The organism is Roseobacter sp. HKCC-CH-9208, from assembly GCF_037805125.1.
Lineage (GTDB): Bacteria > Pseudomonadota > Alphaproteobacteria > Rhodobacterales > Rhodobacteraceae > M30B80.
In genome coordinates this window covers 2,207,484-2,219,858 of sequence record NZ_JBBLYK010000001.1, presented here as the reverse complement: position 1 = coordinate 2,219,858, position 12,375 = coordinate 2,207,484, and the positions used below count along the sequence as shown (strand labels likewise).

18 protein-coding genes and 1 tRNA gene are annotated in these 12,375 nt (G+C 51.6%); 8 read left to right on the top strand and 11 right to left on the bottom strand.

Features of this window, described 5'->3' with window-relative positions:
• The first annotated feature begins 9 nt into the window (after positions 1-9).
• The gene (locus AAC621_RS11225; protein ID WP_340255720.1) at positions 10-903 is read left to right on the top strand and encodes a hypothetical protein; all 894 of its coding nucleotides are present in this window, start codon (positions 10-12) and stop codon (positions 901-903) included.
• 2 nt (positions 904-905) lie between these two features.
• Here AAC621_RS11225 and AAC621_RS11220 read toward each other — a convergent pair whose 3' ends face one another.
• A complete protein-coding gene (locus tag AAC621_RS11220) occupies positions 906-1,307 on the bottom strand; it encodes a tellurite resistance TerB family protein (protein WP_340255717.1) in 402 nt (133 codons plus the stop codon).
• 104 nt (positions 1,308-1,411) lie between these two features.
• Here AAC621_RS11220 and AAC621_RS11215 point away from each other — a divergent pair, with 104 nt between their 5' ends.
• Entirely contained in the window at positions 1,412-1,960 is a 549-nt protein-coding gene (locus AAC621_RS11215) for a thermonuclease family protein (protein WP_340255714.1), read from the top strand.
• 151 nt (positions 1,961-2,111) lie between these two features.
• Here the strand turns inward: AAC621_RS11215 and AAC621_RS11210 are convergent, their stop codons facing one another.
• A complete protein-coding gene (locus AAC621_RS11210; RefSeq protein WP_340255711.1) occupies positions 2,112-2,663 on the bottom strand; it encodes a hypothetical protein in 552 nt (183 codons plus the stop codon).
• Between the two features lie 75 nt (positions 2,664-2,738).
• On the opposite strand from AAC621_RS11210, the gene AAC621_RS11205 reads away from it, so the two are divergent.
• The 3 genes from AAC621_RS11205 (at position 2,739) to AAC621_RS11195 (ending at position 4,276) form a co-directional block, all read left to right on the top strand.
• On the top strand, positions 2,739-3,221 hold the full coding sequence (locus AAC621_RS11205) for a hypothetical protein (RefSeq protein WP_340255708.1): 483 nt from the start codon (positions 2,739-2,741) through the stop codon (positions 3,219-3,221).
• 84 nt (positions 3,222-3,305) lie between these two features.
• The gene (locus AAC621_RS11200) at positions 3,306-3,869 is read left to right on the top strand and encodes a hypothetical protein (protein WP_340255705.1); all 564 of its coding nucleotides are present in this window, start codon (positions 3,306-3,308) and stop codon (positions 3,867-3,869) included.
• An 11-nt stretch (positions 3,870-3,880) separates the two neighbouring features.
• Positions 3,881-4,276, top strand: a complete 396-nt coding sequence (locus tag AAC621_RS11195; protein ID WP_340255702.1) for a hypothetical protein — start codon at positions 3,881-3,883, stop codon at positions 4,274-4,276.
• Here the strand turns inward: AAC621_RS11195 and AAC621_RS11190 are convergent.
• From AAC621_RS11190 to AAC621_RS11175, 4 genes are all read right to left on the bottom strand, one after another.
• Positions 4,273-5,190 (bottom strand): tetratricopeptide repeat protein, encoded by a 918-nt coding sequence (locus AAC621_RS11190; RefSeq protein WP_340255699.1) that lies wholly within the window; start codon positions 5,188-5,190, stop codon positions 4,273-4,275. The genes AAC621_RS11195 and AAC621_RS11190 overlap by 4 nt on opposite strands.
• Before the next feature lie 8 nt (positions 5,191-5,198).
• Positions 5,199-6,197: a tetratricopeptide repeat protein gene (locus tag AAC621_RS11185; protein WP_340255696.1), complete on the bottom strand. Its 999-nt coding sequence runs from the start codon at positions 6,195-6,197 to the stop codon at positions 5,199-5,201.
• Between the two features lie 398 nt (positions 6,198-6,595).
• Positions 6,596-6,671 (bottom strand) — tRNA-Thr (locus AAC621_RS11180).
• A gap of 137 nt (positions 6,672-6,808) precedes the next feature.
• Complete coding sequence (locus AAC621_RS11175; RefSeq protein WP_340255693.1) at positions 6,809-7,096, bottom strand: DUF2312 domain-containing protein; 288 nt, start codon at positions 7,094-7,096, stop codon at positions 6,809-6,811.
• Between the two features lie 160 nt (positions 7,097-7,256).
• Here AAC621_RS11175 and AAC621_RS11170 point away from each other — a divergent pair, with 160 nt between their 5' ends.
• The 3 genes from AAC621_RS11170 (at position 7,257) to AAC621_RS11160 (ending at position 9,015) form a co-directional block, all read left to right on the top strand.
• On the top strand, positions 7,257-7,472 hold the full coding sequence (locus tag AAC621_RS11170; protein WP_340255690.1) for a hypothetical protein: 216 nt from the start codon (positions 7,257-7,259) through the stop codon (positions 7,470-7,472).
• Between the two features lie 145 nt (positions 7,473-7,617).
• A complete protein-coding gene (locus AAC621_RS11165) occupies positions 7,618-8,055 on the top strand; it encodes a TIGR01244 family sulfur transferase (protein ID WP_340255687.1) in 438 nt (145 codons plus the stop codon).
• 18 nt (positions 8,056-8,073) lie between these two features.
• A complete protein-coding gene (locus tag AAC621_RS11160) occupies positions 8,074-9,015 on the top strand; it encodes a lysophospholipid acyltransferase family protein (protein WP_340255685.1) in 942 nt (313 codons plus the stop codon).
• Positions 9,016-9,023: 8 nt separating this feature from the next.
• Here the strand turns inward: AAC621_RS11160 and AAC621_RS11155 are convergent, their stop codons facing one another.
• From AAC621_RS11155 to AAC621_RS11135, 5 genes are all read right to left on the bottom strand, one after another.
• Complete coding sequence (locus AAC621_RS11155; RefSeq protein WP_340255682.1) at positions 9,024-9,800, bottom strand: DUF1223 domain-containing protein; 777 nt, start codon at positions 9,798-9,800, stop codon at positions 9,024-9,026.
• 139 nt (positions 9,801-9,939) lie between these two features.
• A complete protein-coding gene (locus AAC621_RS11150; protein WP_340255679.1) occupies positions 9,940-10,398 on the bottom strand; it encodes a methyltransferase family protein in 459 nt (152 codons plus the stop codon).
• A complete protein-coding gene (locus tag AAC621_RS11145) occupies positions 10,395-11,177 on the bottom strand; it encodes a glycosyltransferase family 25 protein (protein WP_340255676.1) in 783 nt (260 codons plus the stop codon). The genes AAC621_RS11150 and AAC621_RS11145 overlap by 4 nt, the downstream gene beginning before the upstream one ends.
• Positions 11,174-12,226, bottom strand: coding sequence for a glycosyltransferase (locus AAC621_RS11140; protein ID WP_340255673.1), 1,053 nt, complete (start codon positions 12,224-12,226; stop codon positions 11,174-11,176). Before AAC621_RS11140 ends, AAC621_RS11145 begins: the two co-directional genes overlap by 4 nt.
• Entirely contained in the window at positions 12,223-12,372 is a 150-nt protein-coding gene (locus AAC621_RS11135; protein ID WP_340255670.1) for a hypothetical protein, read from the bottom strand. The genes AAC621_RS11140 and AAC621_RS11135 overlap by 4 nt, the downstream gene beginning before the upstream one ends.
• Between the last annotated feature and the right edge of the window lie 3 nt (positions 12,373-12,375).

The window sequence follows — 12,375 nt, the reverse complement described above, 5'->3', positions numbered from 1 at the left end:
GCTGGCGACATGGTCAAAATTAATCGCGATTTTCTTGATCCAGCCCTCGGCGCTATCAATGATCACACTGCTGCTTTGGTTGAAAAAGCAAAAGCGCAGCAGAACGCCGTGAACGCAGCCGCTCAGGCAGTTGCGGACAAAGCAAAGTCAGATTTGATTTTTAAAACCAATATAAGCCGAGGGTTGATGGCGGCGACGTTCTTTCTTGGATTAGGGTTGTTAGTGGCTTTGATTGCTTGGGCACTTCCCGATTTAGTGCGCGCATGGAAGCAACCCCCACCCGCGCCAACTCCGGTGATAACCACTGCTCCTACGGCGGAGCCGACGCCAGAACCCAACGTCGTCAATCCCCCTCCAGCATATTTAGTCCCGACCCAAGAATTGAATGCAAATTCAAATCAATGCCTTGATAACAGTAGCTATGAAGCCGCTTGCACTGACGACATAGTCCTCCCTAATGGCTCGACTTACAGCGGCACATGGAGAAATGGTTCGGCGAATGGAACTGGCACGATCTCATTCGCAAACGGCAGCAGCGTGACAGGCACTTGGACAGAGGGGGTACTGACAGAAGTTACCGAGGTCAACGCAGCTACCAACGAAAGCGCAATTTCTAAATCGGTTACGCTATTTACGACGACGCCTGGCGCCCAGATCAACTCACAATTTGGAGCTATTACTGCTGGCCACGACTTTAACAGCATAAACGATGCAAATTGGTCGGCAGCGTTTTGTTATGTGGATTTTTTTGAGGGAGAGGACCGACTAACCATTGAACTGTCTCGCATACAAAACTTTAACGCTGGGGTTGTGAATTTTCCTTATGAACTAACCTCTCGTTACACCCAAAGACAATACCAGCAAGCGCAAGAGGCTTGCCCTTATGAGTACACAAATTTCTGAATTTAGCTTAAATCATCGACGCCAAAGCGAAGCTGTGCCGACAGATGGATACTATTAATTTTTCCTTGCGGTAAATTAAAGGCAGCGCGCAACAACTTGAGAAACTCTGCCTCATTCGGAAGCAACCGCGTATCGGCTAAAACGACTTCAACGCATAGCGCATAAGCCACTAGCTTTACTTCAGAAGTGAATGCCAGTGCAGCCGCTTCAACAATAGCTTCTGCTGTTGCCCCACTTCTGTACTTTTCCAACAATAGGTTTTGTACATGGCCCAGTTGTTCAGCTGTCAAAGCGGGCATGTTTCGGTTGCGACTAACAACATCGAGAATAGTGTCGCGTTCGGCTGTACTAATTTGACCGTCAGCGGCGGCCGCAAGAAGCATTAGCTCAATAAACTTTTGCATATACAAACTCTGTCAGTTCTAATGCTCACAATGAAACATGCGCCAACTTAAGAAGCAATGAAAACAACAAACGTTACATCTAGATATCTGCTAGGATTGTATAATTGACCGTTTTCCAACTCTTTTATGCCGCACTCATCAGCTTGGTGTTTGGATATACAACAAGCGTTGTTCACGCTCACTCCGGAGGATTAAACGGTGATGGGTGCCATGCCGGCTCACGGCCCTATCATTGCCATAGGGCACAGACCGAGATGCCAGCCGCTTCACCTGAAAGCATTGAAGCTGCGAACCCCCAACAAGTAATTACTGGCTACGTCACTCACGTACGCGACGTGGACACAGTTGAGTTAGGTGGTATTGCCGTAAGGCTTAACGGCATCGACGGGCCAGAACTCTCAGAGCGGATTGGACAAGAAGCAAAACTTTTTATGGCTGAGCTTGTCTTGAATAGAGAAGTCGTTTGCAACCTAACAGGTGAACGCAGTCATGACCGGCTAATAGGCATTTGTTATCTCAATGGAGAGGATATAGGGGCCATGGCAATCAGAAACGGGTTTGCGCTTGATTGCAGGAGATATTCAGGCGGCCTATATTCAAGGCTCGAGACAGATGCCGCCATCGCGTCTATTGAGCGCGCATCCTACTGCTGACCGCAACGATTGCACGCAATGTGCTATCAAAAAAAATGCCCTTATCGAAATCCACCAACCTATGATTAAGGTCGCCAATCTTTGTCCCTGTGCTTTTGATTTTATGGCAATTAAATCGGCCTATTTTGTTATTTTGAGCCTATATTCGTTATTATGGAAATAGCATACTGCAGATGTATTCAGCTTGCCGCTGAAAAGCTTCTGTGAACTTCTCTTTCGAATGGGCGCCTGCAAAAAGGTCTTGGTTCGAATACACAAGAACATTAGCTCCCTTACTGATCGCGCGATCAACAGCTTTCTGTGCCATTTCATTGCGTTCCCTTCCTTCAAATTTAAACGGAAGAAAGCATATAAAAGTGAGGTTTTTTAGGTTAAAATTGTCTATTATTTGTAAAAACATACTTGTGCCAGTCCTCCCCCCTAAGCCTACTAAAAAGACGTGGTCAGCCTCGACCTCTAGAATACGGTATAACTGCTGCATGCATGTTTCAAACGACCCAACGTGAAACCTAACAAGTTCATTGGCTGGGCCATCAAACGCAGACAGATCGTATATTTCAGAATTACATTCTGAGGCATCTAGCATGTAATAATTGTCGAAACGTTGTTCTACATTTGTGAGACGCTGCCACATTTTGTGCCCAGCTCCACCCAAACTTATCATAACAAATCCAGGCTTTTGTTTTTCAAGCGTTCTAATCAAATGCCTCTCCAATGCAAAAACTGTGATATCATTTGGTTGAGTGTGCTGACATGGGTACTTCGGAGAAAAATTATAATGAAGCTTAATTATGGAAACATGAAATCTTTGATGGTTCGAGTGACCGCAGGTGCAGTCGTTTCTTTAGTTGTGTGCTTCGTGTTTGATTTCACTCTGCGTAAAGTCATCCTTATGGATGACTATTATTGGTATTACGTTGATGAAATGAAGCAAATGTTCATTGGCGGCGGGATTTCTGCTGTTATTATGGCTTTTGGGTTAATGTTCATTGTCAACTCATCAGAAGTCACTGAAATGAAATTTATTATGGGAGTGTTGTCAGCAGCTGGCTTCTTCATTGGTGGTGCTCTTTTTCAGATGATTTTCTGGGGCATTGCTGCTATCCCATTTGTATTACTAAATATTGAGGATTGGATAAATTCATTTAACCCACTTTATGCGGGCGCATTGCCAATTGGGGTTAGTTTTGGTTTTGTATGCCACTTGCATGGTGGAATAGATGAGCTAACAAGGCAATACGGACAAAAAAAAGGTCGCTGAAACCTCTGCTCAATTACGAAGTGCAGTCGCGTTACAAAACTCCCGTCCCTTGATCCATCGATGCAATAATGCTGTCATCATTGTATGAAACAAACTATCCGTCAAATACCGATAACATCCCTTTTGGCGTATCTGCTGGTTCAGCCCTTGCATGCGGATCCAGTAGAAACGCTGTGGACAGCCCCAATCGAAAGGGTACTCACCTACTATCGCAATGAATGTGCGGCGATGAGGGGTGATGAGCGTGATATTAAATTCATTATCAGTCCCCTGAGATTGCGTGATGACTCAATTTACGAAATTCCGCTTTCCAGATCGGGCATAGCTGCTAGCGTCGTCTATGCCAATTTTGGTTGCGAAGGTTATGGGACGCCTTGGTGCGGAAGTTCCGGTTGTCCGTCGTACATAATTGTTGACGACCAGGTTTTTGGGCCGCTGCGTGGCGGCAGGCCATTTACCACCACCTTCACGACACCATACGATAGTGAACGCACTTTACTGCTTGTAGGAATAAATGGCGGCGCCTGTAGTGACGGGTCTGGTGAACGCGGCATCAATTTGGATCCATGCTATTTATCAGCAGTTTGGGATGATGAAAATCAAACGTTTCGCGCCAACGGTGATCTCGTTGTGTTGTGGAACGAGTAGCATGTTTGCCTATGATTAAGTTCTATGTCGGCTACGCAATGGAAACTCTCGACACCCATCAAGGTGGCTTGCTCAGAGGGGTGTCTGGTCGGCAGGATCACGCTGTTCAGTGGAAGTGCCCTAGCTGTGGTTCGGGAAAAGTCCTGCCAATTTATCCAAAATCCGAGACTAGAGGGTATCAAACTGCATCAAATACAGATCCCAAGCGTTTACCTGGTTACGACAAAACGGTGGTATGGGAATGCTCAGCTTGTAGGCATAATGAAACGGGCGAGCATTTCGTCAAACGCGAAGTACGCCTGCCAGCCTACACGTTGCGCTACTTAAATCGATTGACTGTGGCTTTACTGTTCGTCGCCTTGATCGTTTACGCATTTATAAAGGCTGCACTTCACTTATTTTCTTAATCAAATTGCATTTCGGAACCCTGCAAGGCTTTAAGTGCATCACTTGCTTTTTGATGGCCTGCTTCAGCAGCCCTACCCAACCAATAGTTAACCTGCTTTAGGTTCCGTCGATCCGTGGAGAGGTAGTATAGGCTTCCCAGTTTGTAATGCAGTTCAGGATTCCCATTGCCATTGCTCACGTCCCATTCATACTGAGACAATAAGATTACATATTTCGCGGAATGGTTGGCGTCAGAATCATTCCACCAGTCCTTCGGGGTGAACCCATACAGATGTTGTTCAAACTTTTTACATCCATCTACAAATTTTGATGCCCTATTCCTTACTGCCTCAGCTTCTGAAGCGTTAAGCTCAGCACGTGCAAGTGCGATCCAAGTGCCGTCACTGACATGGCCATTTAGTCGCGCGACTTCCAGCCAGTAGTAGCTTTGTTCAAAGTTTGGTTCTCCGCCCAGAACTGATCCCTCAAAACCAGCCAAAAAGTACTGTAAATCTGAGCGGTTTTGATACGCAGCTTTTCGTAGCCAAAAAATAGCAGTGTCAATGTCCTCATTGCCGAAGTCTGAACCCGCACACCGGGCGGCCAACATGTACTGCGCATGCACGTCGCCGCTTTTAGCAGCTTCTAGATACCATCTCTTAGCCTCTAAGGGGCTTCGATCAATGTGCCAGCCATGGAAATATTGAGATGCCACCGATATTTGAGCTGATATATCGCCGTTTTCAGCAGCCGCTAGCATCCATTTAAAGGCTTTAGCAGAGTCTTCAGGGAAACCTTTTGTACCTTGATACAAAAATGATAACCGCCGTTGGGAAATTGCATCGCCGGCTTCGGCTTTGTCTGCAAGATGTGCGAATGTTTCTGTGGTGCCCTGTTCATTTATAGGTAAAATTTCAGGATCAGTGTTCGTCATCATCAAAATCACTGCAGCGATACATCTGGAATTTGGCAATCCGAATGTTCAAAATCTGAAGCCATGCAACTTGATGCTCGTGCCTGCGCGCGTGCGATTTGTGCATTGGTCATAGAACTTGCGAGGCCATCACGCATGCTGCGAAATAACTCCGCGTTTGAGCCAGCAGCTGCTATGTTGTACCACATATGCGCTGTTTCATGATTTTGTGGCATACCTATTCCACGCTCATACCACTGGCCCAGCATAAATTGTGCCATTCCGTAATTATTCTTTGCAGCAATCACCATCCAATACATTGCGGCATTAAAATCACGGTCGCCATGGCGGTCGTTTTCAAAACTCAAACCTAGAGAGTAGGCTGCATGGTCGGAGCCTAATTCAGCGGCGCGGCGCCAAGTCTCGCGAGCTAAAGCATAATTCTGAGGCACCTCGTCGCCACTAAGGTATAAGTTTCCCAGCAGCTCCAAAGATTCCGGATCGCCCAATTCAGCTCCCAATTTGATCCAATGAGCCGCTACAGAAGTGTCTCGTTCAACGCCATACCAACCCCAATAGTGAATATTCCCAAGCCATGATGCAGCATAACGTTGGTAAGGCTCATAGTTCGAATTGCTTAACCTCGTTAACCACTCCAACCCTGCGCCAAAATCATTTACTTCTGCATATTCACTACCCAGCAGTACACCCGCAAGAATCAGGATTGCAGCTTCACTTTGTTCAGCCGCTTGTGAGAGATAGTTTTTTGCTAAAAATAAATTTTGTGGCACGCCAGAGCCGTCTCGATACCTTTGGCCCATGACTATCTGTGCGGTTGCGGATCCAGCATCTGCCGCTTCACCACATCGCCTGATTTCAGCAGGTTGATTGCTATAGCAAAATCCACTGACATCAGCTGTAGCTGTATCAGCCCAAGACTTTTCTGATTGGGATACAAGTAACGTCAACACAATAAATAACGCTTTCAGACATTTTCTATGGCCTGACGTAGCGAAAAAACTCATCATGAGGTCTCGTCAATTTTATTGCCTAAGTTCATTGTGGTCACAATGCTGGCAATATTGGATCTTGCATTCAAGCGTTTTCCTGGCGAAATCGCTTGATCACTTGAGTTATTCTTCGTCTGCCATCTGCACGCTTGATTGTTTTTGATGTAAAACAAGTTCACCAAACTGTTATGGTCGTTGATGCTAGCTGGCCTCAACAAAACCCCTCCCCAATGAAAATACCAACCCATGACCGAGGCCCGAGGTCCGAGGCGCGCGGTCTGCATAGGGGGTCCCCGCCCCGTGCCCTAGCTTATCAATGCCCCGAATTGAGCCAAGTAACCCTTAAACTTTTGGCACCCATATGGCACCCCAACACGAGGGATTTGCTAAGTAAATCATGTAAGTGATTGATTTAATGGTGCCCCCACACGGACTCGAACCGCGGACCCTCTGATTACAAATCAGATGCTCTACCAGCTGAGCTATAGGGGCACTGCGTGGCCAGATAGGACTTTACGGCGGCAGACGCAAGAGGCTGGATTGAAAAATTTTCGATGAAACGCGCGCATTCTCTATCGACTTTAGGATGCTTGAACTACGCAAATCAGCGGGACACGTATCATTGCGCTTCAACGCATACCCAGCGCCTCTTTATACATTTCAAGCACGGCTTCTTCCTCGGCGATGTCGTCAGGTTCGCGCTTGCGCAATGTGATCAGCTTACGGATGACTTTGGTGTCATAACCGCGTCCTTTGGCCTCGGCCATTACCTCTTTTTGTTGATCGGCAATGTCCTTTTTCTCAGCCTCGAGACGCTCAAACCGCTCGATAAAGGCACGCAGCTCATCTGCGGTGACCCGATAAGTCGCATCCGAGGAAGTGGGGCCAGCGGAGCTTTGGGCAATTTGGTCATCCATGAAACATGTCTCCTTCGGGCGGATCAGCAAAATTCTACGGCCCATGACCTAGCGCCCGTCATTGGCTTTCGCAAGCGCGTTTGGCGCAAAAGGATTGCGTGAAGTTCGCAATCGCGTTAGCCCGCAGGCAGTGAATTTTAAGCCCAAGGGAATATGCGCGATGGAATGGCTTATTTGGATCGGAACTGGGCTGACATTGATCGGCCTTAGCCTTTTGGCCTATTGCATTTTCGCGGCCATAGTCGCCAAACGCGCAGGCCGGCCCGAGGCTGAGTTGCGCGTAAAATTACAGCAGATCGTGGTGATCAACATGGGCGCGCTGTTGCTCTCAGCTCTGGGGCTGATGTCTGTGGTGATCGGAATTTTTCTCACCTAAGACACGCGCTTTTTTGAGCTACCGGGGACCAGCCGCCGCTTCAATGAGTGTCAACTTCTACAATTGCCCTCAGCCCCAAGCCTGCCTAGATTGGGTGAAACGGTCTGTGCAATCAGAAACCGACCACAACAGAGGATGTCCCGAAATGGAACCGCGCCAAATCACCGATAAAATCTTTGTCTCGCCGCAAGTCGCGCCCGAGGATTTGGCCGCCCTCAAAGCAGAAGGGTTCACAGCCTTGATCTGCAACCGCCCCGATGCCGAGAACCCCGAACCCCTCCAAGCAGCGGCATTTGAGACCGCAGCCGAAGCGGCGGGCTTGGAATTTTTTTATAACCCAATGGGGGCTGCGGGGTTAAGCATGGACATGATTAACGAACAGGCCGATGCGATTGAGGGCAGCAGCGGCAAAATTTTGGCCTATTGTGCCTCTGGCACGCGTTCGGCGGTTTTGTCGGCGTTTGCCCTTGCAGGCACCATGGCGCGGGATGAAATTTTGGACGCGATTGCAACTGCGGGCTATCCGATGCCACATCTTGCCCCGCAGATTGACCATGTGGCATCCGCCCGCGCAGATGGCTGAGGGAAAGATACAGCCGCCATGGCCGCCTATGACCGAGATCGCCGCACCCCTGTTGATTGGGTCGTAAACGCCCTGTTCCAAGCGGTTCTGGCGGCGGCACGCGCCCTGCCCTATGCGCAGCGTGTGGCCTTGATCGGATGGCTGACGCGGCGCGTGTTGGGGCCGCTTGCGGGGTTTCGCCGCCGCGCGATGGGGCATCTGGCCTATATCTGGCCTGATCTGCCCGAGAAACGGCGCGCGGATATTGTCAATGCCAGTTTAGATAATCTGGGCCGTTCGGTGATCGAGCAATATTCCGCACCCGACCTGATTGCTCGTGCAAGGCACTGGCAGCCTCATGGCACGGGATGGCAGGCGGCCGAGGCCGCGCGACAGGCGGGGCGCCCGATCCTGTTTGTCTCAGGCCATTTCGGCAATTACCAAGCCTTTCGCAGCGCCATGAACCAACGCGGCTATCACATGGGCGGGCTCTATCGCCCAATGAACAATGGCTATGTGAATGCCCATTACGAAGATACGATGCGCGCATTCGGCGGCCCCGCCTTTCCCCGCGGGCGGCGGGGCGTGGCGAAATTCCTGCGCCACATTAAGGGGGGTGGGCAATGCGCCATCTTGTTGGATCAATATTTTGCAGACGGGGTGCGCGTTGATTTCTTAGGCAAACCTGCACCAACGGCCCTGACGGGGGCGGAAATGGCGTTGCGCCATGACGCGCTGGTTGTGCCAATTTTTGCACGCCGCTGTGAAAATGGCTTGGATTTCGACATTCTGGTCGATGCGCCCATCCCGCATGGCACAGCCGAGGCCATGACGCAGGCCATTTCAGATGCAATATCGCGGCGCATCCGCGAAACACCCGAACAATGGCTGTGGGTGCATCGCCGCTGGAAGCCGGAACGCCAATTGCGTTATTTTGATCTAGATGCCGAAGAGGAAGAGGCGCTGCGCCGCGATTTATAGCGCCCCGTTTATTGAGGCGCCCGTGCAGCCCCCATCACAGGGCCAAGCGCACCAGCGCCAAGGCGGGCCTGCACCACCACGGCCAAATCCATCTCTGCCTCTGCCGTAATCGTGCGCACAAACGGGGCGCGGCCTTCCCAATCGCCCAAAATTTCCAAACCCCGCACCACATTGCTGTAATGGGCATCACGCCCCGCATTCTCGCCACGGGTGATATCCACTTCAGCACGCGGGGTATAGCGGATCACCTGCACCACCATAGGCGCAGTCTGCGTGGTTTGCGCCGTCAGGCGATAGCCGTCTGCACTGCGAATCAGTTCGACCGCAACAGGATAGCCCTGCGCTGCATGGGCGCGGATCAAATCGGCCAATTCCATCGGCTGCGCCCCCACCAGATGATCATGCCCCCCCACGACCATATGCGGCGTATAAACCCGCCGCCCCCCTGCGGCGCGCACATAGGCCTCTTGGCGGCGCGAGAATTGAGGTTGGGCGAATGTGTCGGGCCAACCGATATAATCCCAATAATCCACATGCAGACCCAAGGGCAAAACATCGCCCCGCGTGGCCAATTCATTGAGCAACGCATCCGCAGGCGGGCAAGAGGAACAGCCTTGCGAGGTAAACAACTCCACAACAACAGGGCCTGTTGCGGATAATTGCGCCTCGGCCATTTTGGGGGACAGGGCCATAACTGCCAAAACCGCAAAACAGAGAGCCTGCACCATGGGGCGCAGGCCAATGACCATCCGACCTAGAACCATTTGCAGCAGCGAGCCTGTCATCATCATCCCTCTTGCACTGTCCCCTTTCACATAGGCCGCTTTTCACGACTGCGCCAATCAAGCCTTTGCGAGCCACAGTAATATTCCACCCATGCCACAACTATGGCCGCGATTGTTATCGAAGGAAACCAAAGAAGCGTTAAATCCAACGCGGCGTGGTTTGAATATAGCGCAGGCCCTCAACGCCGAACGCGTGGCGTAGCCCCTCCTCCTCAGGGGCAGCAAATCGTTGATTCACCATCCAAAAATAGAGATAGGGGATCAAGACAGGCGATAGCGCACCCAAAACCAATACCCACCCGATTAAAATCAACACCATGCCTAAATAGATCGGGTTGCGGCTATATTTGAACGGGCCAGATGTGATCAAAGCCTTTGGGGTATGGCGCGGTTCAATCGGTGTTTTGGCCCGATAGAAAAACCAAGTCGCCCATAAGATCACGGCGACCCCCACAGCGATGGTCAGACACCCGCCCACACGAAACACGGGGCCAAAGGCCATGATCAGGGGCAATTCTCGCGCCAAGATCCACACCACCGCTGCGGCAAGGAACAGCCATATCGGTGGAATATCAATATAGGCCCGTAACGCCCTCATAGCGTGATCTTTGGCCAATCGCGCGCAGGCGCAACATGCAGCCTTGTGCCCGGGTGCCGCAACTGACGCCACCCCATGACGATCTGCCCCCAAATCCGCCGCGCCCGAAACCCAAGCGCCGCCATGCCCGACACCGGCAAGCGCGGCTTTTCAATGGCATCAATCAAAGATCGGGTTTCAAGCGCCTGCGGCACCCCATATTGCGCGCAAATATCCAATTGCACCGCCAAAGCAGGCACAGCCTGATAGCTGCGCATCCCATATGTGGAGGAAATAATCGCATCCGATGGCCCACCCACACGCAGCGCGTGATCAAGCATTAGCTTTGCCCCCTTAGGATAGGCGATATAGGCCGCAGAACCCGTTCGATCCTGCCACAGGCGCAGCATCGGGGCCGCAGAATGCAAGACGCGGCCCAAAACCTTTTTGCGACCGCGCGTCTCAAGCGAGATGTGATCGACATCGGTCAACCCAGCAACATCCGCGAGGAAGGCGGGCAAATCCGCGGCCAAGGTCGCGTCATCCTCTAAAATCAAATGCGGGACATCCGCCGCAATCACAGCGCGCCACGCGGCCATATGCGAAGCGCAAAGCGCCATTTCTGTCACCCGCAAGGGTCGCTGCCACCGATGCCATACAGGATCATCGGCAGGCGGGGTTAACGTGTCGGGGGTAATCGCCTCAATCCGCGCCCAGTCCAGACCGAAATGATCCATCTGCGCGGCCATAAAGGCCATACGATCCTTGGCCGTTGCCATATTGATGATCAACACCCTCATCGACCAAAATCCATTGCAGACAAATCCCCGTCAATCAGCGCCAAATATTGCGCCACAACGCGGGATTTGGTGAATTTCTCGGATAATTGCGCTTGGCCCGCTGTCACCAATTGCGCGGCCAAGTCTGGCTTGGCCCGCAATCGCAAGAGCGCCTGTGCCATTGCATCAACATCGTCAATATCAACAAGCAGCGCATCCTTGCCATCCTCACAAAACCATGACGGCCCCTCGCTGCGCGTGGCGACAACAGGGGTGGCACTGCGCCATGCCTCGAGAATGACATTCCCAAGCGGTTCATGGCGCGAAGGCATGACATAGGCATCTGCGCTGGCCACAAGATGCATCGGCTCCTCGACCCAACCCAAAAAGCGAACGCGATCTATCACCCCAAGATCACGGGCAAGCGCCTCAAGCGCAGGGCGTTTTTCGCCCTCACCCGCGAGCCATAAATACGCGCCCTCCACCTGTGCGAAGGCACGGATCAGCGTGTCAAACCCCTTGCGGTGGATAAACCGCCCCGACCCTACAATCAAAAAGGCATCGTCAGGCGTGTCATAGGTGGTGCGCGCAATAGCACGCGGTGTCACCTCGCGCACGAAATTGGAAATCACGCCAAGGGGACGCTGCCACCCTAACGCGCGGCAGGCCTGCGCAATGCCCGGCGTATTGGCAACGATCACATCATTGCGTGCGAAGTTTTTCAAATGGCGCGGATAATCCCCCAAGCGCGTGATCCGCACGCCCCCACCCGATTGGGGCAAGAGTTTCGAGGCGCGCGACATCCATGCAAATGTCGCATCTGGCCGCCACGCCGCGCGCATCTGGCGCAAGCGCCACCGCAGCCCAAGGGATTGTGGGCTGAGAAGCCGAAAATTGGTTTCATAAATCGCGCCAAGCTGGCGAAGATCCTCGGCCCAAGCCCGATTGGGGCGGATCACAAAACGCTGCTCAACCCCCGCTTCTGCCAAAGCCTGACACAGATTGACAAAGAACCGCTCCGCCCCGCCATCGGTACCAAAATGCATATGGATCACGCGGCGTCCGGTCATCGCTGCGCCTTTTCTTCGGCCAGATTTTGAAAAAGGATTACATATTGCCCGATCACTGCCTCATGAAACCCTTGGGTCAGGCGAAGGAAGAACCGCTCTGTGCCACCATCGCGCCCCATCATGATATGGAAGATCCGTTTGACCACGCG